Consider the following 19,561-nt stretch of genomic DNA (forward strand, 5'->3'; position numbering starts at 1 on the left):
CTGCCCCCACCCGCCGCCCCCGCCCCTCGCCCGTCGCCAAAACTCTCCTAGGAGAGAAACGCCCCCTCAGCGGGTGAAAACCCGCCAGGATCCGGCAGCAAGTTGTCCACAGCAGCGAACTCGTCGCGATCGAGGCGGGTGATCGACGGCATGTTGTAGGCGTGGAGGGACTTCGGCAATCAGAGATGGCGGCAGACGATGAGCGGATCCGGCGATTCGTCGAGCTGCGCGGCCGGCAGCAGGGCATGTTCACTCGCGCCCAGGCGGTGGCGCACGGGATCGACGACAACACGCTGGCGCGGCGGTGCCGGAACCGGCAGATCCAGCGGGTCCACCAAGGTGTGTACGCCGACTTCACCGGCCCGTTGCCGTGGTCGGCGCGCGTATGGGCCGCCTGGCTGGCGTGCGGTCCCGACGCCGCGTTGACCGCTGATACCGCGTTGCGCTGGCACGGGCTGAGCGGCGACTGGCAGGACTCGCCGGTCCACCTCGCCGTACCGCAGAACCGTCGGATCGAGCGCCGGTCCGGCATCCGGCTCACTCGCCATCAAGACCTCTCCTCGTGGCTGGTGCGGGGACGCGAGCCGTACGTCGTACGCCTGGAGATCGCTGTGCTGACCGCAGCGGCCCGGAGGCTCGACCCGGATCGGCGGGCCGCAATCGTCCTCGACGCGTGCCGTCAGCGCCGGACAACACCTGACCGGTTGCTGGGCGAACTGAACCGGCTACCACGACTCCGCGGACGCAAGCTGCTGATACCGGTCCTGTCGGATGCCGCGTGCGGCGTGCAATCGTTCCTCGAGCAGGTGTATCTGACCCGGGTCGAACGTGCTCATGGTCTGCCTACCGGCACTCGACAGGTCCGCGCGATGAGCAGCTCGACCAGCGACTTGCCGGTGGAATACCGCGACGTCGAGTACGTCCCGTACGAGCTGATCATCGAGCTGGACGGTCGCGCCGGGCATGCCGATGCTATCTCCACCTGGCGAGACATGCGCCGGGACAACGCAGCGGCATTGCAGGGCAAGACCACTCTGCGCTTCGGCTATCAGCTGGTCACCGATCCCTGCGGCACCGCGGGCCAGGTCGGCGCGGCGCTCGCCCTCCGCGGCTGGACCGGCACTCCCACTCCCTGCTCCCCCACCTGCTCGCTCAATGGAGGCTTTTCAACACCCACTAGGAGGGATTCTGGCGCTATCCCAGCAAAAACCTCCTAGCACGCTGGCGGGGGGCGGGTTAGGTGAGAGAGCGGGGGTCCTGGGGTACGTCGACGGCGTGCGTCCGGAGGGCGGTCAGGGGGATGGTGTCGAGGGCGCGGACGTGGGTCGATGCGAGTACGACGGGTGCCGGGGCGCCGGCGTGGTACGACTGGAGCCAGCGGGCTGCTACGACGCACCAGCGGTCGCCCGGGTTCAGGCCCGGGAACTGCCACTCGGGGCGCGGGGTGATCAGGTCGTTGCCGATCGAGGCCTGGTGGGCGAGGAACTCCGACGTCATCACCGCGCAGACGGTGTGGTTGCCGAGGTCCTCGGGCCCGCTCGTGCAGCAGCCGTCGCGGTAGAACCCGGTCACCGGGTCGGTGCCGCATTCCTCGAGCGGCTCACCGAGCACGTTCAGGTCGTTGTCCATGACCGTCATCCTCGTCGTACGGCGGCCGGAAAGCGGTCAGCTGGCTTTGGTGTCGCCGAGGCGGACGTGCGCGTCGATCGACTCGCCGGCCTTGAGCAGTTCCTTGGCCTTGTCGGCGTACATGTCGACGTACTCCTGACCGGACAGGTCCATCAGGGCGTACATGATCTCGTCGGTGACCGAGCGCAGCACGAAGCGGTCGCGCTCCATGCCCTCGTAGCGCGAGAAGTCGAGCGGCGTGCCGAACGCGACACCCGGGCGTACGAGGCGCGGCAGCAGGCGGCCCTTCTCGCGGTAGAACCACTTCGGCCAGATCTGGCCCGGCGGCTGCAGCTTCTCGGTGTCGATCATCGCGACCGGGATCACCGGGACGCCGGCCACGATCGCCATCCGGGCGACGCCGGTCTTGCCCTTGTACAGCCGGCCGTCGGGCGAGCGGGTGCCTTCGGGGTAGATCCCGAACAGGCCGCCCTTTTCGAGGATCCCCAGGCCGGTGTTCAGCGCGGCCAGCGAGGCGCGCCCGCCGGAGCGGTCGATCGGGATCTGGCCCACGGACCGGAAGAACGTGGCGACCAGCTTCCCCTTCAGACCGGGGCCGGTGAAGTACTCCGACTTGGCCGGGAAGACGATCTGCCGCGGAATCGAGACCGGCAGGAAGATCGAGTCACAGAACGCCAGGTGGTTGCTGACCAGCAGCGCCGGACCGTCGGTCGGCACGTGCTCCGCGCCGGTCACCTTGGGCCGGAAGAGCAGCCTGACCAGTGGTGCGACCAAGAACCGTCTGAGGAACAGGTACAGCATCCGCCTCGACCTCCGCCATTCGCCGACACACTCACCCGACAGCACTCACCAGAACCCACCTACCATGGTCGGCCCGTACCCACTCCGGCACCAGTGCACACCGGTGGCGGTCACGCGACAGCTCCGGCGCGCCACCCTTCCGGTGCGGAGACTACGTTCCAGCTTCCCCCTCAGGCAATGTCACCGCCAGGAATGCGGGTGTTGCTCACCGTGTTGTCACCTGAATGCAGACTGGAGGCAGCCCAGATGCGACGATTGTCACGCGCCTATTCGGTGCGTCTGTGAGGACAGTGAACGGCGAGGAGTCGAGCGTGCCAGTGCAAGCCCACGCGGAGGAGTTTCGCAGTCCCGGCACCGGGGAGAACGCCGCCGTCGGCGTACTGCTGAGCCACGGATTCACCGGCTCGCCGAAGTCGATGCGGCCGTTCGGTGAGCACCTGGCTGCCGAGGGGTACGGCGTCGCGGTGCCGCGGCTGCCCGGTCACGGGACCAGCTGGCAGGAGATGAACAAGACCGGCTGGCCGGACTGGTACGCCGTACTCGACAACGAGCTCGAGCGGCTGCGCAAAGAGCACGACCGGGTGTTCCTGGTCGGGCTGTCGATGGGCGGTTGCCTCGTACTGCGGCTGGCCGAGGAGCACGGTGCGGACGTATCCGGTCTGGTCCTGATCAACCCGTCGGTGCGCACCGACGACAAGCGGCTGGTGCTGCTGCCGGTGCTGTCCAAGCTGGTGCCGTCCTTCCCGGGCATCTCGAACGACATCAAGAAGCCCGGCGTCGAGGAAGGCGCGTACGACCGGATGCCGCTGCGGGCACTGCAGTCGCTGTCGCAGCTGTGGAAGCTCACCCGGGACGATCTGGCGAAGATCACGCAGCCGGTCCTGCTGTTCCGCAGTACTGTCGATCATGTGGTGGAGCCGAGCTCGGGACGGACGGTGCTGTCCTCGATCTCGTCCCGCGACGTGACCGAGACCCTGCTCGAGAACAGCTATCACGTGGCAACCCTGGACAACGACGCCCCGCGGATCTTCGCGGACTCGACAGCCTTCATCAGCCGGCTGAGCGAGCCCCAGAGTGAGCCCGCGAGTGAGAACAGCGATGCGTGACAACGGACTGACCGCGACGTCGTACACGTCGCTCGGGGGCATCGACCCGCTTGTCGCCGAGCCGGTCCTCGACGCGCTCAAGGCGGCCGGTATCGCGGCGTATTGCGAGAACCAGAGCGAGGCCCGGACGCCGGAAGAGGCCGAGGAACCGGTCCGGATCCCGGTCGGGTACGACGAGATCTTCGTCGACGCCGAGGCAGTCGAGCGGGCCCGTCCGGTGATCGACCGCAGTACCGAGGACGCCGAGTGGCAGTCGCTGGTCGAACAGTTCAACCAGCCGTCCGCACCGGGGCACGACAGCGTCGAGGAAACGGTCGCGCGTTGGCCGGCCAGCGAGGACGTCGACGAGAAGTACGAGCCGCTGATCGACGTACCGGCCGGGCTCACCGTCGAGGAGAAGAAGACCGAGGACCCGGAGCCGCCGGCCAAGAAGGCCGACGACCCGCACGACCATTACGTCCCGCCGGAGCCTCCGCGCGGCCCGCGGCTCGACTGGGTCAGCCGGCTCGCCTGGCTCGGCCTGCTCGGCGGCCCGCTGCTGCTGATCCTGGCCGCGCTGCTCGACTTCGGCACCGGCCGGATCACCACGATCGCGGTGACCGGATTCATCGGCGGCTTCCTCACTCTGGTCTTCCGGATGAAGGACCGCCTCCCTCCGGGCGACGGCGGCGACGACGGGGCGGTCGTCTGAGTTAGAGTGCGGATCGTCGGACAATCCGACGACTTCCGAGGGAGGCTACCCGTGCAGGTCACCGAGACGGTCGAGATCACCGGCCACCTGATGGACTCCGGGCTGCTGTCCCGGGTCCTCGACGACATTCGCGGGTACGGCGGCGAGTACACGCTGGACAAGTTCGACCTCGGCTACGACAAGGACGACCCGTCGACGGTCCGGATGACGGTCGGCGCGGACGACGAGGAATCGCTGCAGCGGCTGCTGATGCGGATCCAGACCAAGGGCGCGAACCTGGTCGACCCCGGTACGCCGGAGATCACCGAGGTGACCCAGGACGGGGTGTTCCCGGACGGGTTCTACTCGACCACGAACCTGCCGACGAGTGTCCGGCTCGGCGGCCACTGGGTCCTGGTGCAGAACCCGGAGATGGACTGCGGTCTGCTCGTCGAAGGTGAGACGGTGCGGACCATTCCGATGTCCGACGTACGCGCCGGGATGCGGATCATCACCAGCGCGCAGGGGGTGCGGGTCACTCCCCCGATCGCGGTGAACACCGAGGAGGGGTTCGGCTTCATGGAGTCGGACGTGTCGTCGGAGAAGCCGCAGCGGGTGCTGGTCAAGCAGGTCGCGGACGGGATGCGCGAGGCGAAGGCGAACGGGCAGAAGGTGCTCTGGGTCGGCGGGCCCGGCATCGTGCACACCGGCGCCGCGCCCGCGATGGTCGCGATCGTCGAGGCCGGGTACGTCGACGTACTGTTCGCCGGCAATGCGCTCGCGACGCACGACATCGAGTCGTCGCTGTACGGGACGTCCCTCGGCGTCGATCTCGCCCGCGGGCGAGGTGTCGAGCACGGGCACGAGCACCACATCCGCGCGATCAACACGATCCGCAAGGCCGGGTCGATCGCGGCCGCGGTCGAGCAGGGCGTGCTGACGTCGGGCGTGATGCATGCGCTGGTCCGGCAGGGCAAGTCGTTCGTGCTGGTCGGTTCGGTGCGCGACGACGGGCCGCTGCCGGACGTCTACACCGACGTACTCGAGGGCCAGCGGGCGATGCGGGCCGAACTGGACGGCGTCGGGTACTGCCTGATGGCCGCGACCATGCTGCACTCGGTTGCCACCGGCAACATCCTGCCGGCGTCGATCCCGCTGACCTGCGTGGACATCAACCCGGCAACGGTGACGAAGCTCGCAGACCGCGGCTCGTCCCAGGCCCGCGGCATCGTCACAGACGTCGGCCTCTTCATCGAACACCTCGCCCGCGAACTCTCCCCGTCGTACGCCGACGCCAAGTGACCCTTCCGGCGTACAGGCTGGACCTATGACTGTACTGATGCCACGCCTCCGGCGCGGCGGGTCATGGGGCTGTAACTCCCGGCCTTCCCTCGTCGCTCCGGTCGCTTCGCTCCCTCCGCTCCTCAGTCCAGGACGGGAGGCCCCATGACCGGCGACTTCGAATCGTTTCTGCGACGCTTCGAGGAGGCCAATACCGCGTTCGTGAACGGTGATGCGTCGTTGTGGTTGCCGTTGGTGTCGCACAGCGAACAGACCTCGATCTTCGGCGGGTTCGGCGGCCAGGAGGTCGGGTGGTCGGAGATCGGGCCGCGGTACGAATGGGCGTCCGCACAGTTCCGTGACAGCGGCGCGAAGATCGAGTTCGAGTACTTGGTCAAGCACGTCGGCGCCGACACGGCGTACACGGTCGCCATCGAGCGCGGCATCGTCCAGCACCTCACCCAGCCGGATCCGGTGCCGCACCTGCTGCGGACGACGATGGTGTTTCGTGCCGAGGACGGCGCGTGGAGGATCACCCACCGCCACGCCGACCCCCTCAACCCCACCTCGGCACCGTCGGGCCCGTGACGTAATCCGGCCCACAGCGGACGGGCCGCCGTTGGGTGTTTGATGTCCACATGACGGAACTCGTGCAGCTGGATGTGGCCGACGGCGTGGCGACGATCACGCTGAACTCACCGCACAACAAGAACGCGCTGTCGCAGCAGCTGACCGGGGAACTGCTCGCGCAGCTGGAGACGGCGGGTGCGGATGACGCGGTGCGGGTGATCGTGGTGCGGTCGGCGCTGGACGTGTTCTGTTCGGGGGCCGACCTGTCCGAGGCGACGACCGTCGGGATGGGCGTCGGCGCGCAGCGGATGGTCGACGTCCAGCGGGCGATCGTGGCGAACCCGAAGCCGGTCGTCGCACGGGTCGCCGGGCCGGTACGGGCGGGTGGTATCGGGATCGTGGCGGCGGCCGACCTCAGCGTCGCCGGGGAGAGCGCGACGTTCGCGCTGACCGAGGTCCGGCTGGGGCTCGCGGCGGCGACGATCTCGCTGACGGTCCTCCCCCGGCTGACGGACCGCGCGGCGGCGTACACGTTCCTGACCGGCAACTCCTTCGACGCCCTCGAAGCTGCGCGGCTCGGCCTGCTCACGCTGACGGTCCCGGATGCCGATCTGGAGGATGCGGTCAGCACGGTGCTCACCTCGCTGTTGAAGGGCGTCCCCCAGGGCCTGCGCGAGACGAAGAAGCTCCTCAACCGCGAACTCCTCGCAGACATCGATGCCCGCGGCAAAGACCTCGCCGAACTCTCCGCCTCCCTCTTCGGCTCCCCCACCGCCCAAGAAGCCATGCTCGCCTTCCTCAGCCGCAAGAAGAACTAGCGGACCTCCCGCACTCACCAACCCACCCGCCTTACGCTCGGCTGCGGCCACACATCGGTTGCAAACGAAGGTTAGTGAGTGGCGCAGAACCGGCTAATTCGTTTGCCGCGTCCCGGCGCCGCTGCTGGACTGGCGGCATGCGGATCACCGACGCACAGCTGACGCACTTCCGGACCGAGGGGTACGTCGTCGTGCCCGGCGTACTCACCGACGAGCAGGTCGCGACGGGGCGGGAGTTGGTCGCAGCGGCGTTGGAGAAGGAGCCGCCCGAGCCTGCTCACGTGGGACACCACTTCGTCTGGCCCAGGTTCGAGGACGGGCCACATCCGCTGCTCGATTTCTACCGGGACACTGTCGCCGAACTGGCGGCCGAGCTCATCCGGCCGGAGCTCGGCGTCGACGAGCCCGACTTCGCGCAGATCGCGACGACGATTCCGCCGTGGTCGCACCGGCCGGGGGCACCGCACGTCGACGGGGTGAGCCCGCTCGGTCCGGACGGCACGCCGTACACGTTCTCGATGCTCGCCGGGGTCTGGCTGACTGACCAGGAAGAGCTGTACAACGGCAACCTGCATGTCTGGCCGGGGACGCATCTGCGGTTCGGGGAGTACCTGGCTGAGCGGGGTGCCGACGCCCTTGCCGAGCTGGCCGAGGACACGAGCGGGGCGCCGTACCCGAAGATCGAGCTCGGCGAGCAACTCCAGGCCACCGGGCCGGCCGGGAGCGTACTGTTCGCGCATTACCTGCTCGGCCACAACATCGGCGGCAACACCGGGCCCGAGCGCCGGGAGACGATCTACTACCGCCTGCACGCCCACGCCCACCGCGACCGCTGGCGCGACGTGGTCACTGACCCGTTGCTCGAGTTCCGCCCCTAAGCCCCGCCCCGCCGAGACCGGGAACACCATCTCGGGGCGGCGGGCCCTCGCACACGAGGGGATATCCGACGGTGTTGTGGCTTCTCTGTTGGTGCTAGAGGGGAGAACCCACAACACCAGGGGATATCCGTTCTCCTGTCGGACGGCTGGGTGGGTGGGTGTTGTGGTGCCAGCTGGCGGGTTATGTCACGGCTCGCGGGAAGCAGCAGCAGGCCAGCGGTGACATAACCCGCCAGTGGTGACCCACCGACGGGCCGGCATCGGGCCGGCATCTGGCTGGCATGGGCTGCAGCATCGGGTGGCCGGCTGGGTGGTCGGGTTGGTGCGGGACGGCTGCTCGTGGCGGGGTGATGTGCACGCTCGACAGGTAGTGCACCGGTGAGACGGTGTATGCGCGGGCGCGTTCACGCTTAGGTGCACTACCCCACCACCCGACACATCCTGTCGAGCTTGCACATCACGCCCCGCACCCCGGCGGGGGTTCGGGGCGTGGCGGAGATCAGAGACAGCGAGTGGTTGGCTGCAATACCTTGTCGCCGGTCACCAGTTGGTGTCGCCGGAGCCTGTGTCAGGTTGTGAGCTCCACCAGTAGCGGCAGGTGGTCGGAGGCGGCGGCGAGGTCCTCGTGGGTGGCGGGGAGGTGGCGGAGGTGGCCGGTGAGTTGGGGGGAGAGTACGGCGGCGTCGATGCGTTTGTGGGGTGTGGTCGAGTTGAAAGTCGGCCCGCCGTCGAGGTCGACGAGCCCTTCCTCGGCCAGTTGTTTCCAGATCGGGCCGTCGGGTTGTTCGTTGACGTCTCCGGCCAGGAGGTACGGCGTACCGAACGCGCGGCACAGCGTGAGGACCTGGGCTATCTCGTGGACTCGGCCGCGAGGGTGGAGGCCCAGGTGGCAGACGACTACGGCTAGGCGGGTGGGGCCGAGGGACAGTACGCCGCCGACCGCGCCGCCGGGGAGTTGGGTGGCGATGAAGTTCAGGCGGCGGCGGACGAACGGGCGCCAGATGCGCCGGCGACGGATCCCGGTCAGTTGGATGCCGTCGGCAACCAGGATCGCGTTCCGGGCGGACGCCGCGACGTACCGCATGCCGAAGGTCGCGGCCATCGCCCGGCGCTTACGACGCGTCCCGAACCAGGTCGGGGCCTCCTGCACGAGCATCACGTCCGGCGCGCACGCCTTCACGACCCGGGCGAGCGCCGTACGGTCATCACCCCACCGGTGCACGTTGTAGGACAGCACCCGCAGCATCGCCCTGCCACCGGACGGACCCAGGTTCGAGTCGCCCCCGGTGGCGCCGCCGGTCATGCGTCGGGGTCGCCGTTCAGGTCGGCTGGGTGGAGCTCGGTGTCGGCGGGCGCGGCGCGCATTCCGGTACGTCGTCCCGCGGATTTCCGGGCCGCGCGCTCGAGGCGGGTCGACCGTCCACGCGCCGCGGCCGTCTTCGCGGTCACGGCCGTGGTCTTCACCCGGACCCGCCGCAACCACGTCGCCTCTTCACGCGCCAGGTCGGCCGCGCCGACGAGGCCTGCCTCCGGCCCGAGCACCGCGCGGACGATCCGTGCCTCCGGGCGGAACCCGCGACCGGTCAGCGTCCGCTTGAACGCCTCCCGTGCCGGCGCCAGCAGCAGCTCGCCCGCGTCGGACACGCCGCCGCCGATCACGAACGTGCCGGGGTCGAGTGCGGCGGCCAGGTTCGCGAGGCCGATGCCGAGCCAGCGGCCGACGTCCTCGAGCAGCTCGACCGCGACCGGGTCGCCGTCCTTGGCCAGCTCGGTCACCATCGGGCCGTTGATGTTGCGCGGATCGCCCTCGGCCGCCCGCAGCAGGTTGTGTGCGACCGGCGAACCGGACAGCGCCAGCTCCCGCGCCTCCCGGGTGAGCGCGTTGCCGGACGCGTACTGCTCCCAGCAGCCCCGGTTCCCGCACTCGCAGCGGTGACCGCCCGGCACGACCTGCATGTGCCCGAACTCGCCCGCGATGCCGAACTTCCCGCGCTGCAACGCGCCGTCGTTCAGGATCGCGCCGCCGATGCCGGTGCCGAGCGTGACGCACACCAGGTGGCTCTCGCCCTGCCCGCCGCCGAACCGCCACTCGGACCAGGCGGCCGCGTTCGCGTCGTTCTCGACCACGACCGGCAGGCCGAGCCGGCGCTCGACCGCGTCCCGCAGCGGCTCGTGCCGCCAGGCGAGGTGCGGCGCGAACAGCACCGACGACCGGGTGCCGTCGACGAACCCGGCGGCGCCGATGCCGACCGCGATCACGTCGTGCCGCGACTCCAGGTCGTGGACGATCTCCGCGATCGCGTCCTCGGTCTCCTTGGGGTCCTTGGTCGGCGTGTCCCGGCGCAACCGGTCCAGGATGTTGCCCTCGGGGTCGACGACCCCGGCGGCCACCTTCGTCCCGCCGATGTCGATCCCGATCGTCAAAGCCTGCGTCAGAGCCACAGCACGCCCTTCCTCGCGGTTCCCCCGACCCCCGCCGAACTGCCTCCAGTATCCCAGGTCGTCCGCGCCCACCCGTGAGGTCCGAAGAATCGAGGGCTGTCGGCCACAGTTCTTCGGACGCTACGCCTCAGCTCGACCTCACCGCAGGGCGGCGGGCCAGGTCGGCGGCGCCGATCAGGCCGGCGTCGTTGCCCAGCTCCGCGAGGCTGAACGTCGCGTGCGGCCGGTTCGACCGGGCCGGGAGGTTCTTCTCGAACGCCTGCAGCGCGGACTTCATCAGCAGGTCCTTGGCCGCGCTGACACCGCCGCCGATCACGATCAGCGTGGGGTCGAACATGGTCGCGAGACTGGCCAGTCCCTCGCCGAGCCAGCGCCCGAGGTCCTCGAGCAGCTCGACGGCGCACGGGTCGCCCTTCATCGCCGCCTCGGTGATCATCGGCCCGGTCAGCTCCTCGGGGTCGGTGATCCCGCACACGCTCAGCATCTGCGCCGCCGCGAGCGACCCAGACTCGGCCTGCGCCCTGCCCTCGCGCACCAGTGCCCGCCCGGACGCGTACTGCTCCAGGCAGCCCCGCGCCCCGCATCCACACCGATGCCCACCGGGTACGACGCGCATGTGGCCGAGCTCGGCCGCCACGCCATAGGCGCCGCGCAGCAGCTCGCCGTCGATCACCACACCGCCGCCGATCCCGGTGCCGACCGTGATGCAGAGCATGTGGTCGACGTCCTTGGCCGCGCCGAACGCGAACTCGCCCCAGGCGGCCGCGTTCGCGTCGTTCTCGACCACGACCGGGATCTTCAGCTGCTCCGCGACGCGCGCGCCGAGCGGCTCGTCCCGCCAGGCCAGGTTCGGCGCGAACAGCACCGTCGACCGGTCCGAGGAGACGAACCCGGCGGCGCCGATCCCGACCGCTTCCACGTCGTGGTTCGCGATCAGCTCGGCCGCCGCGTCGCAGATCGCCGCGGCGGTGGCGTCGACCGAGTCCGCCGGGGTGTCGCGCTGCGTGCGCGCGATGATCGTGCCGCTCTCGTCGACCACACCGGCCGCGATCTTCGTACCGCCGACGTCGATGCCGATCGTCAGTCCCATGGTTCGGGGTCCTCACTCACGTCGATCCGGTCCACCCGGGACCGGGTCGATTCTTGGGCCGGTTCGTCCTCCGGTGGCGAGGACCGCGACGCTGCGTCCTCCCGCGTCTGCCGGGCCGCGTCCGCGGCGGCCTCAAGCAGAGATCTGAGTGAGCCGAGCACGTGCGCGGCCGCGGTCGACAGCTGCTCGATCGTCTCCGGGCTGGTGTTCCGCACCCGGTGGATCAGCTGGCAGACCGGGCACCAGACACAGTCGGGCCCCAGCTTGTGCTCATGCTCAGCAGTCTCGTCCGCAGGCGGCGCGTCATGAGCAGCGTTCTGCAGTACGGCGAACAGCTTCGCGGCCTCTTCAGCGACCGAGCCGACTGAATCCTTACTCACCGGGCCGCCTCGCGGCGGGTCAGCGCCTCGTGGTACTCCGCCGTCAGGCCCTGGGCCAGCCCCTGCGCCGACTCCAACGGACCGGACCCGCTTGGCACATCCGACGAGGGTGCAACCGGTCGCGTAGCCTCTCGCGGCGAGAACCGCACCTGCAACCGTCCGTCGTCCAGCCGCGCACCCGCGACCACGCCGCGCGCCAGGGCGGCCGGCAGCGGCAGCACGCGCCGGTACGACCCGACGGTGATGATCAGCTCGTCCCCGTGCCGCGCGAGCTCGAGCTCGTCGGCGGATGCCAACGGCAACGGCATCGTCAGCGTGTACGTCCGCCCGTCGGTGTCGATGTGCCGATCCACCCACAGGGACGTGTCGTCGGTGGCGCGCGCGAACGGGTCGTCCCCGCCGTACATCTCCACCGCGAACGCGGCCAGTTCCTCGACGCCGACCGGCTCACAGACGCGGTACGGCGACTCCCAGATCGGCAGCGGCCGGAACGAGTCCGCGACCTCCTCGAGGATGCCCCGCTGCGCGGCGACCCATTGCCGGCGCCATGTGTCGGCCCCGGCCGCCGGGAACACCCGGTTCGCCACGACGCCGTCCACGCGGTACCCGTACAGCGACAACCGGGTCAGCGACCGCCGGGCCTCCGCGACCACGACCGCCTCCGGCGTCAGCACCAGCCGCACCGAGGCGTCCGGGCCGGCCAGCAGCGTGCGGATGTCGGACAGGTCGGCTTGCAGTCGCCGCAGCGCGTCGAAGACAGTGTCGTCCGGCATCGGGATGCTTGACCCACGGTTCAGACTGACGCCTCGGTTGATGAAGGGCCGGAACGTCCGCATCATCTTGCGCTCGGCGTTGAAGATCCGGTCCAGGTACCAGTTCAGCGCCTCGGGCAGCCCGAGCAGCCGGAGGGTCTCCGCGGTCGGGGCGCAGTCGACGACGATCACGTCCCAGCGACCGGACCGGACGTGGTCGCGCACCTCGAGCAGCGCGAGCACCTCCGCGGCGCCGGGCAGCACGGTCAGCTCCTCGGCCTCGATCGGGTCGACGCCGACCATGTGCAGCACCGACCGCAGGTAGTTCTGGATGTCGCCCCAGGACTGTTCGAACTTGCGCTGTACGTCGATCTGCTGGACGAACAGCAGGTCGTCGATCTCGGTCGGCTCCGGCCCGACCTCGGAGTCGAACGCGTCCGACAGCGAGTGCGCGGCGTCCGTCGACAGCACCAGCGTCCGCAGCCCGCGGAGCGCCGCGAGCGTGGCCGTCCCGGCAGCGGAGGTCGTCTTGCCTACGCCGCCCTTACCTGTGTAGAGCAGTACCCGAGTCACTGGATCAGGACTCGACGCGCGTCTTGAGGCCCTTGAGAGCCGTGTCGATGATGACCTTCTCGGCCTTCCGCTTGAGCATGCCGATCATCGGGATCGCCACATCCACAGCCAGCCGGTACGTCACCTCGGTCCCCTCAGCTCCCAGATCCTTCAGGACGTACGCGCCGTCCATCCCCTTCACCATCTTCGCCTCGACCAGCGTCCAGGTCACCTCGTTGCGGGACCAGACGTAGGCCAGCGTGTACTCGTCGGAGATCGCGCCGGCGTCCACCTTGAACCGCACCTTGTTCGGCCGGCCGGCCTCGTCGGTGGACAGCACCTCGGTCTCCCGCATCGAGTCGGCCCATTCCGGGTACGCCGCGAAGTCCGCGATCACCGCCATGATCTCTTTGGGTGTGGCGTTCACCTGGATGGTCGAGGTGGTCTGTTCCGCCATCGATTCACCTCTTCGCTTTGCCCGGGGTCTGCGGGACGGCCGGACCCCCCGATGGATCCGTGTCCTCCCCGGAGACTATCGCGGGATCGGATCCGGTACGGCGTTCGCCCGCCGCCCGGCCCGCTTCGACGTCGTCCTTGAACGCCCACAGCCGCTTCCGGTACGCCGCGACGTACCGCTCCTTCAAGCGCTCGACGGCGCGGCCGCGGACCGGTTTCGCGGGGTCGGCCCGGAGGTACCAGTGCACGACGACCCCGTCCCGGACCGCCTCCAGCCACCACTCCGCCGTACCGACCGCGGCGCCGGTGACGGTCCACCGGACCCCCTCGCGACCGCGCCGTTCGGACGGCGTCAGCGTGAGGTCCGGCCACCACTCACGCCACAGGGTGTCCGAACCGAGTCGCTCGGCGACGTAGGCTGGATCAGCAACGACCAGGTCGTCGCAACTGATGTCGAGCAATGGCATGCCCAGAACCTAGTTCCTTCGGTCACATAAACCTGGCTACTTGTGGGTAGGTGACTGTAGCGTGCGCCGGAAGTCGACAATTCGGGACCGACTGAGGAGACGCGGATGCGTGAGTACACCGTTCCTGCTGTGACAGAACCGCCCACCGGGAGCCTGAGCGATCCGGTGTGGGCGAACGCGTCCTCTCATCCTGACACCGCGGTGTTCAGCCGCCGTACGGGGTCGACCTGGACAGATGTCACCGCGGCCGAGTTCGCGCAGCAGGTGATCGGCGTCGCGAAGGGCCTGATCGCGGCCGGTGTGAAGCCGGGTGAGCGGGTCGCCCTGCTCAGCCCGACGCGGTACGAGTGGACCCTGATCGACTACGCGATCTGGAGCATCGGCGCGGTCACCGTGCCGATCTACGAGACCTCCTCGACCTCGCAGATCCAGTGGATCCTGACCGACTCCGAGGCGGTCGTCGCCATCGTCGAGAACGCGACCCACGCCGCGGTCGTCGAGTCCTCACGGGCCGAGGCGCCTGCGCTGCAGGAGGTCTGGCAGATCGAGGCCGGCGCCGTCGACCAGTTGACCGCGCTCGGCCAGGACGTCACCGACGCCGAGTTCGACAAGCGCCGCTCCGCGGTTACGCCGTCGGATCTCGCGACCCTGATCTACACCTCCGGTACGACGGGACGCCCGAAGGGCTGCAAGATCAGCCACTCGAACTTCCTCGACGAGCTCGGTCCCGCGGTGAAGATCCTCGACGACCTGTTCGACACCACCGGCGCGAGCACGTTGCTGTTCCTGCCGCTCGCGCACGTGTTCGCCCGGATCATCCAGGTCGGCTGCGTGATGAAGCGGGTCAAGGTCGGGCACAGCGCCGACGTGAAGAACCTGGTCGAGGACCTCGGCGCGTTCCGGCCGACGTTCATCCTGAGCGTGCCGCGGGTGTTCGAGAAGGTGTTCAACTCGGCCAGCCAGAAGGCACACGCGGACGGCAAGGGCAAGATCTTCGACGCCGCCGCGGAGACCGCGATCGCGTACTCGCAGGCGCAGGACAAGGGCGGCGCGTCGTTCGGGCTGAAGGCCAAGCACCTGCTGTTCGACCGCCTGGTCTTCGGCAAACTGCGGGCGGTGCTCGGCGGCCAGGTGCAGTACGCCGTCTCGGGCGGTGCCCCGCTCGGCGACAAGCTCGGTCATTTCTTCCGCGGGATCGGCGTACCGGTCCTGGAGGGCTACGGCCTGACCGAGACCACCGCCGCGGTGTCGGTCAACCTGCCCGACGACCTCCGCATCGGCACCGTGGGCCGGCCGCTTCCTGGTGTGACGGTCGGTGTCGCGGACGACGGTGAGCTGCTCTTCAAGGGCGGCCAGGTGATGCAGGGCTACTGGAAGAACGACGAGGCGACCGCGAACGCGATCGACGCGGACGGCTGGTTCCACACCGGCGACCTGGGCGAGTTCGACGTCGACGGGTTCATCAAGATCACCGGCCGGAAGAAGGAGATCCTGGTGACGGCCGGTGGCAAGAACGTCGCGCCGACGATGCTCGAGGACCAGATCCGCCTGCATCCGCTGGTCAGCCAGTGCATGGTCGTCGGCGACGGCAAGCCGTTCATCGCCGCGCTGATCACGATCGACCCGGAGACCATCGTGGGTTGGGCGACCGAGCGCGGGAAGCCGACCGACCCGGCGGCCCTGACCCAGGACCCGGATCTGATCGCCGAGGTGCAGAAGGCGATCGACGACGCGAACGCCACGGTCTCGCACGCCGAGGCGATCAAGAAGTTCTCGATCCTCCCGATCGACTGGACCCAGGAGACCGGCGAGCTGTCGCTGAAACTCTCCCTGCGCCGCCACGTGGTGATGAAGAACCACGGCGCGGACGTCGAGGCGCTCTACGCGAAGTAGGAGCCGGCATCAGCCGATTGGCTGATGCCGGGACTATCCCGTCGGGCGATGTGGGCGGCGTACGCCGTCCGCGAAGCTCGATGCATGATCACCACGAGGCCGATCGTCGAAGTCGGCAACCTGCGCAAGACGTACGGTGGGCGGACCGTTGTCGACGACGTGTCGTTCAGTGTCGACGAGGGCGAGATCTTCGGGATCCTCGGGCCGAACGGCGCCGGTAAGACCACCACGGTCGAGTGCGTCGAGGGTCTGCGGATCCCCGACGGCGGGCGGGTCCGGGTCGCCGGGCTCGACCCGGTCGCCGATCATGCCGCCGTCACGCAGGTGCTCGGCGCGCAACTGCAGGAGAGCGAGCTGCAGGCCAAGCTCACGGTCCGCGAAGCCCTCGAGCTGTACGCCGCTCTGTACCCGAACCCGGCCGACTGGCGGCCACTCGCCGAGCGACTCGGGCTGACGGGCCGGCTGAACACCCGGTTCGGTGTCCTCAGTGGTGGCCAGAAGCAACGACTGTTCATCGCGCTCGCGCTGATCGGCAACCCGCGCGTCGTCGTACTGGACGAGCTGACCACCGGTCTCGACCCGCGCGCCCGCCGGGACACGTGGGAGATCGTCGAGGATGTCCGCGCCAGTGGCGTCACCGTCCTGCTGGTCACGCACTTCATGGAGGAAGCGCAGCGCCTGTGCGACCGGATCGCCTTGATCGACAAGGGCCGGATCACTGCGCTCGACACTCCGCAGGGACTGATCAGCCGGACCGCGGGTTCGACGATCATCTCGTTCACCCCGTCGGCGCCGCTCGACGACGCGGACGTGGCCGCGCTGCCGGCACTCGCGTCGGTCGAGAACAAGGACGGCCGGATCACCCTGGGCGGATCCGACGAGACCGTGACCGCGCTGCTGTCGCTGCTCGCCCGGCACCGCATCACCGCCCACCAGCTCCGCGTCACCGACGCCACCCTCGACGACGCCTTCCTCGACCTCACGGGAGCCAGCAAATGAGCACGACCGCGGCCGTACGCCGTACCTCGCCGGGAATCGCTGTGCTGCGCGCGGAGGCGCGGCTGTTCCGCCGGGAGGCCGGCAGCCTGTTCTGGACGCTCGGCTTCCCGCCGCTGCTGCTGGTGATCCTCGGGTCGATCCGGAGCTTCCGGAAGTTCGACGCCGGGCTCGGGATGCGGGTCATCGACGTGTACGTGCCGACCCTGGTCCTGGTCGCGCTGATCGTCACCGGTCTGCAGGCGATGCCGCCGGTGATCACCGGCTACCGCGAACGCGGCATCCTGCGCCGGATGTCCTTGACCCCGATCCGCCCGTCCGCGCTGCTGACCGCGCAGATGGGGCTGAACGGCGCCGCAGGAGTGCTGTCGGCGCTGCTCTGCCTGACAATCGGGCGGCTCGCATTCGACGTACAGCTGCCGAAGCAGGCCTTCGCCTACGCGCTGACGTTCCTGCTCACGGTCACCGCCGCGCTGGCCCTCGGCGCGCTGATCTCGGCGCTCGCTCCGACCGCACGGCTCGCGACCGGCATCGGCATGGTGGTGTTCTTCCCGAGCCTGTTCTCCGCCGGCCTGTGGGCTCCCGTCCAGTCGATGCCGCACACACTGCGGGAGATCGTCGTACTGCTGCCGTTCGGTGCCGCCTCTCAGGCGCTCGAGCAGTCCGCGGCCGGGCACTGGCCGGCGTGGTCCCACCTGGGCGTGCTGGCGGCGTGGACGGTGGTCCTGTCGGTTGCGGCCGCGCGCTGGTTCCGGTGGGAGTAGGACCTTCGTGCAGACTGGGCGAGTGACGACGGCCGACAGCGAGCTCGAGCGGCGCCAGGCTGCCTTCCAGCGCTGGGCGCCGTACTTCCTGCTCGGTCTCGGCACTTTCCTGGCGAGCGTGACCTCGGGGAAGCTGATGCCGCTCGTCGGCCAGCGGCTGGTGGCCGTGGCGCTGGTCGCGATCGCGCTGGTGCTGCTGGTGTGGTGGGATCGGAGCGGTCGCATCCGCCACGGTCCGAACGCCGTGTCGGTGACGTACTTCGTGGTGCGGTGGGCGATCGCGTTCGTGCTGACGGTCCTGAACGGGTTCTTCGCGTTCTTCGTCGTGGCGGGCTACTACGACACCGACGAACTGATTCCCGGCCGGAAACGGCGGCGGCTCGCGCTGTTCGCCTGCACGATCCCGATCGCCGGCGCACAGACCGGCGGTATGCCGTTCCACGACCGGACGGGCTGGCTGGTGTTCGCCGGCCTCCTGATCGCGAACAACCTGCTGCTGACCATCGTGAAGCACTTCGCCGACCAGCAAGAGGCGCAGTCGAAGGCCCGAGCCGCCACCATCACCGAGCTCGAGCAGGCGCACGAGGAGAACGCCGCGTTGCAGGCCCAACTCCTCGTGCAGGCAAGGGAAGCGGGCATCGCGGACGAGCGTCGCCGGCTGGCCGCGGAGATCCACGACACCATCGCGCAGGGGCTGACGGGCATCATCGCGCAACTGCAGGTGGTGGCGAACTCGGCCGACCCGGCAACCGTCAAGGAGCACGTCGGCCGCGCGACCGAGCTGGCCCGGCACAGTCTGGGTGAGGCCCGTCGCTCGGTGCAGAACCTCGCCCCGGCGGGCCTCTCGTACGACGGTCTCCCCGAGGCGCTCCGCAAGACCGTCGACCAGTGGTCCGAGCGGACCGGCGTACCCGCCGAGTTCACCCTGACCGGTACGGCGCAGCACCTGCACGGTGAGTTCTCGGCGACCGTCCTGCGGATCACGCAGGAGGCGCTCACGAACGTGTCGAAGCACGCGGCCGCGACCCGCGTCGGCGTGACCCTCAGCTTCATGGACGACGAGGTGACGGTGGATATTCGCGACGACGGCCAGGGTTTCGATCCGCTGGCTCTCTCCGCCCGGACCGGCACCGGCGGGTTCGGCGTCGACGGCATGCGCGCCCGCGCCGAGCGCATCGCCGGCTCCCTGACGGTCGAGTCCGAGCCAGGGTTCGGTACGGCGGTGTCGGCTCGCATACCGTTGGTTCTCCATGGCTGAGATCTCGCTGCTCCTCGTCGACGACCATCCGGTGGTCCGCAACGGTCTGCGTGGCATGTTCGAGTCCACGCCGGGCTTCACCGTGCTCGCGGAGGCGTCGAACGGCGTCGAGGCGGTCGAGTTGGCCGCGGACCTGAGTCCGGACGTGATCCTGATGGATCTCCGGATGCCGGGTGGCGGCGGGCTCGACGCGATCACCGAGCTGACCCGTCGCGGCATCCGCTCGAAGGTGCTGGTCCTGACGACCTGGGACACCGACACCGACACGCTGCCGGCGATCGAGGCCGGCGCCACCGGCTACCTGCTCAAGGACGCGCCCCAGGACGAGCTGTTCAACGCCGTCCGCCAGGCTGCGGCGGGTCGCACGGTCCTCTCCCCCGCGGTCGCGTCGCGGCTGGTCTCGGCCGTCCGCTCGCCGGCGCCGAGCCCGTTGGCCGCGCGCGAACGGCAGGTCCTGGAGCTGGTCGCGAAGGGTACGTCGAACCGCGACATCGCCCGCGAACTGTTCATCAGCGAGGCCACGGTGAAGACGCATCTCAGCCACGTCTTCACCAAACTCGGCGTCACGGACCGTGCCGCAGCCGTTGCCAAAGGCTACGAGCAGGGCATTCTCGGACGCGACTGACGAACCCCGAGGTCTGGCCGAGGACGGGTTCTCGGCATAGCCTCGGCTCAGGCAGGCGCCGCGGGGGTGCCGGCCGCGCCGCCGGTCCGGGGGGATACGGTCGCAGGACAGAGGGGTTTCCGCGTTTCGACCT

At 69.4% G+C, this 19,561-nt stretch carries 21 protein-coding genes; 12 read left to right on the plus strand and 9 right to left on the minus strand.

Features of this window, described 5'->3' with window-relative positions; genetic code table 11:
* Positions 1–185: 185 nt before the first annotated feature.
* Positions 186–1,217: a type IV toxin-antitoxin system AbiEi family antitoxin domain-containing protein gene (locus tag ACWF0M_RS19005; RefSeq protein ID WP_452236987.1), complete on the plus strand. Its 1,032-nt coding sequence runs from the start codon at positions 186–188 to the stop codon at positions 1,215–1,217.
* A gap of 19 nt (positions 1,218–1,236) precedes the next feature.
* On the opposite strand, the gene ACWF0M_RS19010 is transcribed toward ACWF0M_RS19005, so the two are convergent.
* Positions 1,237–1,629: a DUF2237 family protein gene (locus ACWF0M_RS19010; protein WP_452236988.1), complete on the minus strand. Its 393-nt coding sequence runs from the start codon at positions 1,627–1,629 to the stop codon at positions 1,237–1,239.
* Positions 1,630–1,665: 36 nt separating this feature from the next.
* Positions 1,666–2,430: a lysophospholipid acyltransferase family protein gene (locus ACWF0M_RS19015; RefSeq protein ID WP_452236989.1), complete on the minus strand. Its 765-nt coding sequence runs from the start codon at positions 2,428–2,430 to the stop codon at positions 1,666–1,668.
* A 311-nt stretch (positions 2,431–2,741) separates the two neighbouring features.
* Here ACWF0M_RS19015 and ACWF0M_RS19020 point away from each other — a divergent pair, with 311 nt between their 5' ends.
* The 6 genes from ACWF0M_RS19020 to ACWF0M_RS19045 all read left to right on the plus strand — a co-directional run bounded on the left by ACWF0M_RS19020 (position 2,742) and on the right by ACWF0M_RS19045 (position 7,753).
* Complete coding sequence (locus ACWF0M_RS19020) at positions 2,742–3,536, plus strand: alpha/beta hydrolase (protein ID WP_452236990.1); 795 nt, start codon at positions 2,742–2,744, stop codon at positions 3,534–3,536.
* Positions 3,529–4,227, plus strand: coding sequence for a hypothetical protein (locus ACWF0M_RS19025; protein WP_452236991.1), 699 nt, complete (start codon positions 3,529–3,531; stop codon positions 4,225–4,227). Before ACWF0M_RS19020 ends, ACWF0M_RS19025 begins: the two co-directional genes overlap by 8 nt.
* A 51-nt stretch (positions 4,228–4,278) precedes the next feature.
* Positions 4,279–5,508, plus strand: coding sequence for an ornithine cyclodeaminase (locus tag ACWF0M_RS19030; RefSeq protein WP_452236992.1), 1,230 nt, complete (start codon positions 4,279–4,281; stop codon positions 5,506–5,508).
* 144 nt (positions 5,509–5,652) lie between these two features.
* Complete coding sequence (locus tag ACWF0M_RS19035; protein ID WP_452236993.1) at positions 5,653–6,075, plus strand: YybH family protein; 423 nt, start codon at positions 5,653–5,655, stop codon at positions 6,073–6,075.
* Between the two features lie 50 nt (positions 6,076–6,125).
* Positions 6,126–6,875 (plus strand): enoyl-CoA hydratase-related protein, encoded by a 750-nt coding sequence (locus tag ACWF0M_RS19040; RefSeq protein WP_452236994.1) that lies wholly within the window; start codon positions 6,126–6,128, stop codon positions 6,873–6,875.
* A 137-nt stretch (positions 6,876–7,012) separates the two neighbouring features.
* The gene (locus tag ACWF0M_RS19045) at positions 7,013–7,753 is read left to right on the plus strand and encodes a phytanoyl-CoA dioxygenase family protein (protein ID WP_452236995.1); all 741 of its coding nucleotides are present in this window, start codon (positions 7,013–7,015) and stop codon (positions 7,751–7,753) included.
* A 568-nt stretch (positions 7,754–8,321) separates the two neighbouring features.
* Here the strand turns inward: ACWF0M_RS19045 and ACWF0M_RS19050 are convergent.
* The 7 genes from ACWF0M_RS19050 to ACWF0M_RS19080 all read right to left on the minus strand — a co-directional run bounded on the left by ACWF0M_RS19050 (position 8,322) and on the right by ACWF0M_RS19080 (position 13,892).
* Positions 8,322–9,056, minus strand: a complete 735-nt coding sequence (locus ACWF0M_RS19050; RefSeq protein ID WP_452236996.1) for an endonuclease/exonuclease/phosphatase family protein — start codon at positions 9,054–9,056, stop codon at positions 8,322–8,324.
* Positions 9,053–10,195, minus strand: coding sequence for an ROK family glucokinase (locus ACWF0M_RS19055; RefSeq protein WP_452236997.1), 1,143 nt, complete (start codon positions 10,193–10,195; stop codon positions 9,053–9,055). Before ACWF0M_RS19055 ends, ACWF0M_RS19050 begins: the two co-directional genes overlap by 4 nt.
* Positions 10,196–10,322: 127 nt before the next feature.
* Positions 10,323–11,285 carry an ROK family glucokinase gene (locus tag ACWF0M_RS19060; RefSeq protein ID WP_452236998.1) on the minus strand — a complete coding sequence of 321 codons (963 nt, stop codon included), beginning with the start codon at positions 11,283–11,285 and terminating at the stop codon, positions 10,323–10,325.
* Entirely contained in the window at positions 11,276–11,665 is a 390-nt protein-coding gene (locus tag ACWF0M_RS19065; RefSeq protein ID WP_452236999.1) for a hypothetical protein, read from the minus strand. Before ACWF0M_RS19065 ends, ACWF0M_RS19060 begins: the two co-directional genes overlap by 10 nt.
* The gene (locus ACWF0M_RS19070) at positions 11,662–12,990 is read right to left on the minus strand and encodes an ArsA family ATPase (protein WP_452237000.1); all 1,329 of its coding nucleotides are present in this window, start codon (positions 12,988–12,990) and stop codon (positions 11,662–11,664) included. Before ACWF0M_RS19070 ends, ACWF0M_RS19065 begins: the two co-directional genes overlap by 4 nt.
* Before the next feature lie 4 nt (positions 12,991–12,994).
* A complete protein-coding gene (locus ACWF0M_RS19075) occupies positions 12,995–13,426 on the minus strand; it encodes an SRPBCC family protein (protein WP_452237001.1) in 432 nt (143 codons plus the stop codon).
* 4 nt (positions 13,427–13,430) lie between these two features.
* Positions 13,431–13,892, minus strand: a complete 462-nt coding sequence (locus tag ACWF0M_RS19080) for a hypothetical protein (RefSeq protein ID WP_452237002.1) — start codon at positions 13,890–13,892, stop codon at positions 13,431–13,433.
* A gap of 105 nt (positions 13,893–13,997) precedes the next feature.
* Here ACWF0M_RS19080 and ACWF0M_RS19085 point away from each other — a divergent pair, with 105 nt between their 5' ends.
* The 5 genes from ACWF0M_RS19085 to ACWF0M_RS19105 all read left to right on the plus strand — a co-directional run bounded on the left by ACWF0M_RS19085 (position 13,998) and on the right by ACWF0M_RS19105 (position 19,428).
* Positions 13,998–15,785: an AMP-dependent synthetase/ligase gene (locus ACWF0M_RS19085; RefSeq protein WP_452237003.1), complete on the plus strand. Its 1,788-nt coding sequence runs from the start codon at positions 13,998–14,000 to the stop codon at positions 15,783–15,785.
* 84 nt (positions 15,786–15,869) lie between these two features.
* Complete coding sequence (locus ACWF0M_RS19090; protein WP_452237004.1) at positions 15,870–16,784, plus strand: ABC transporter ATP-binding protein; 915 nt, start codon at positions 15,870–15,872, stop codon at positions 16,782–16,784.
* A complete protein-coding gene (locus ACWF0M_RS19095; protein ID WP_452237005.1) occupies positions 16,781–17,545 on the plus strand; it encodes an ABC transporter permease in 765 nt (254 codons plus the stop codon). The genes ACWF0M_RS19090 and ACWF0M_RS19095 overlap by 4 nt, the downstream gene beginning before the upstream one ends.
* A 22-nt stretch (positions 17,546–17,567) precedes the next feature.
* Entirely contained in the window at positions 17,568–18,803 is a 1,236-nt protein-coding gene (locus ACWF0M_RS19100; protein WP_452237006.1) for a sensor histidine kinase, read from the plus strand.
* A complete protein-coding gene (locus tag ACWF0M_RS19105) occupies positions 18,796–19,428 on the plus strand; it encodes a response regulator (RefSeq protein WP_452237007.1) in 633 nt (210 codons plus the stop codon). Before ACWF0M_RS19100 ends, ACWF0M_RS19105 begins: the two co-directional genes overlap by 8 nt.
* Positions 19,429–19,561 lie beyond the last annotated feature (133 nt).

Source organism: Kribbella sp. NPDC055110, from assembly GCF_053607525.1.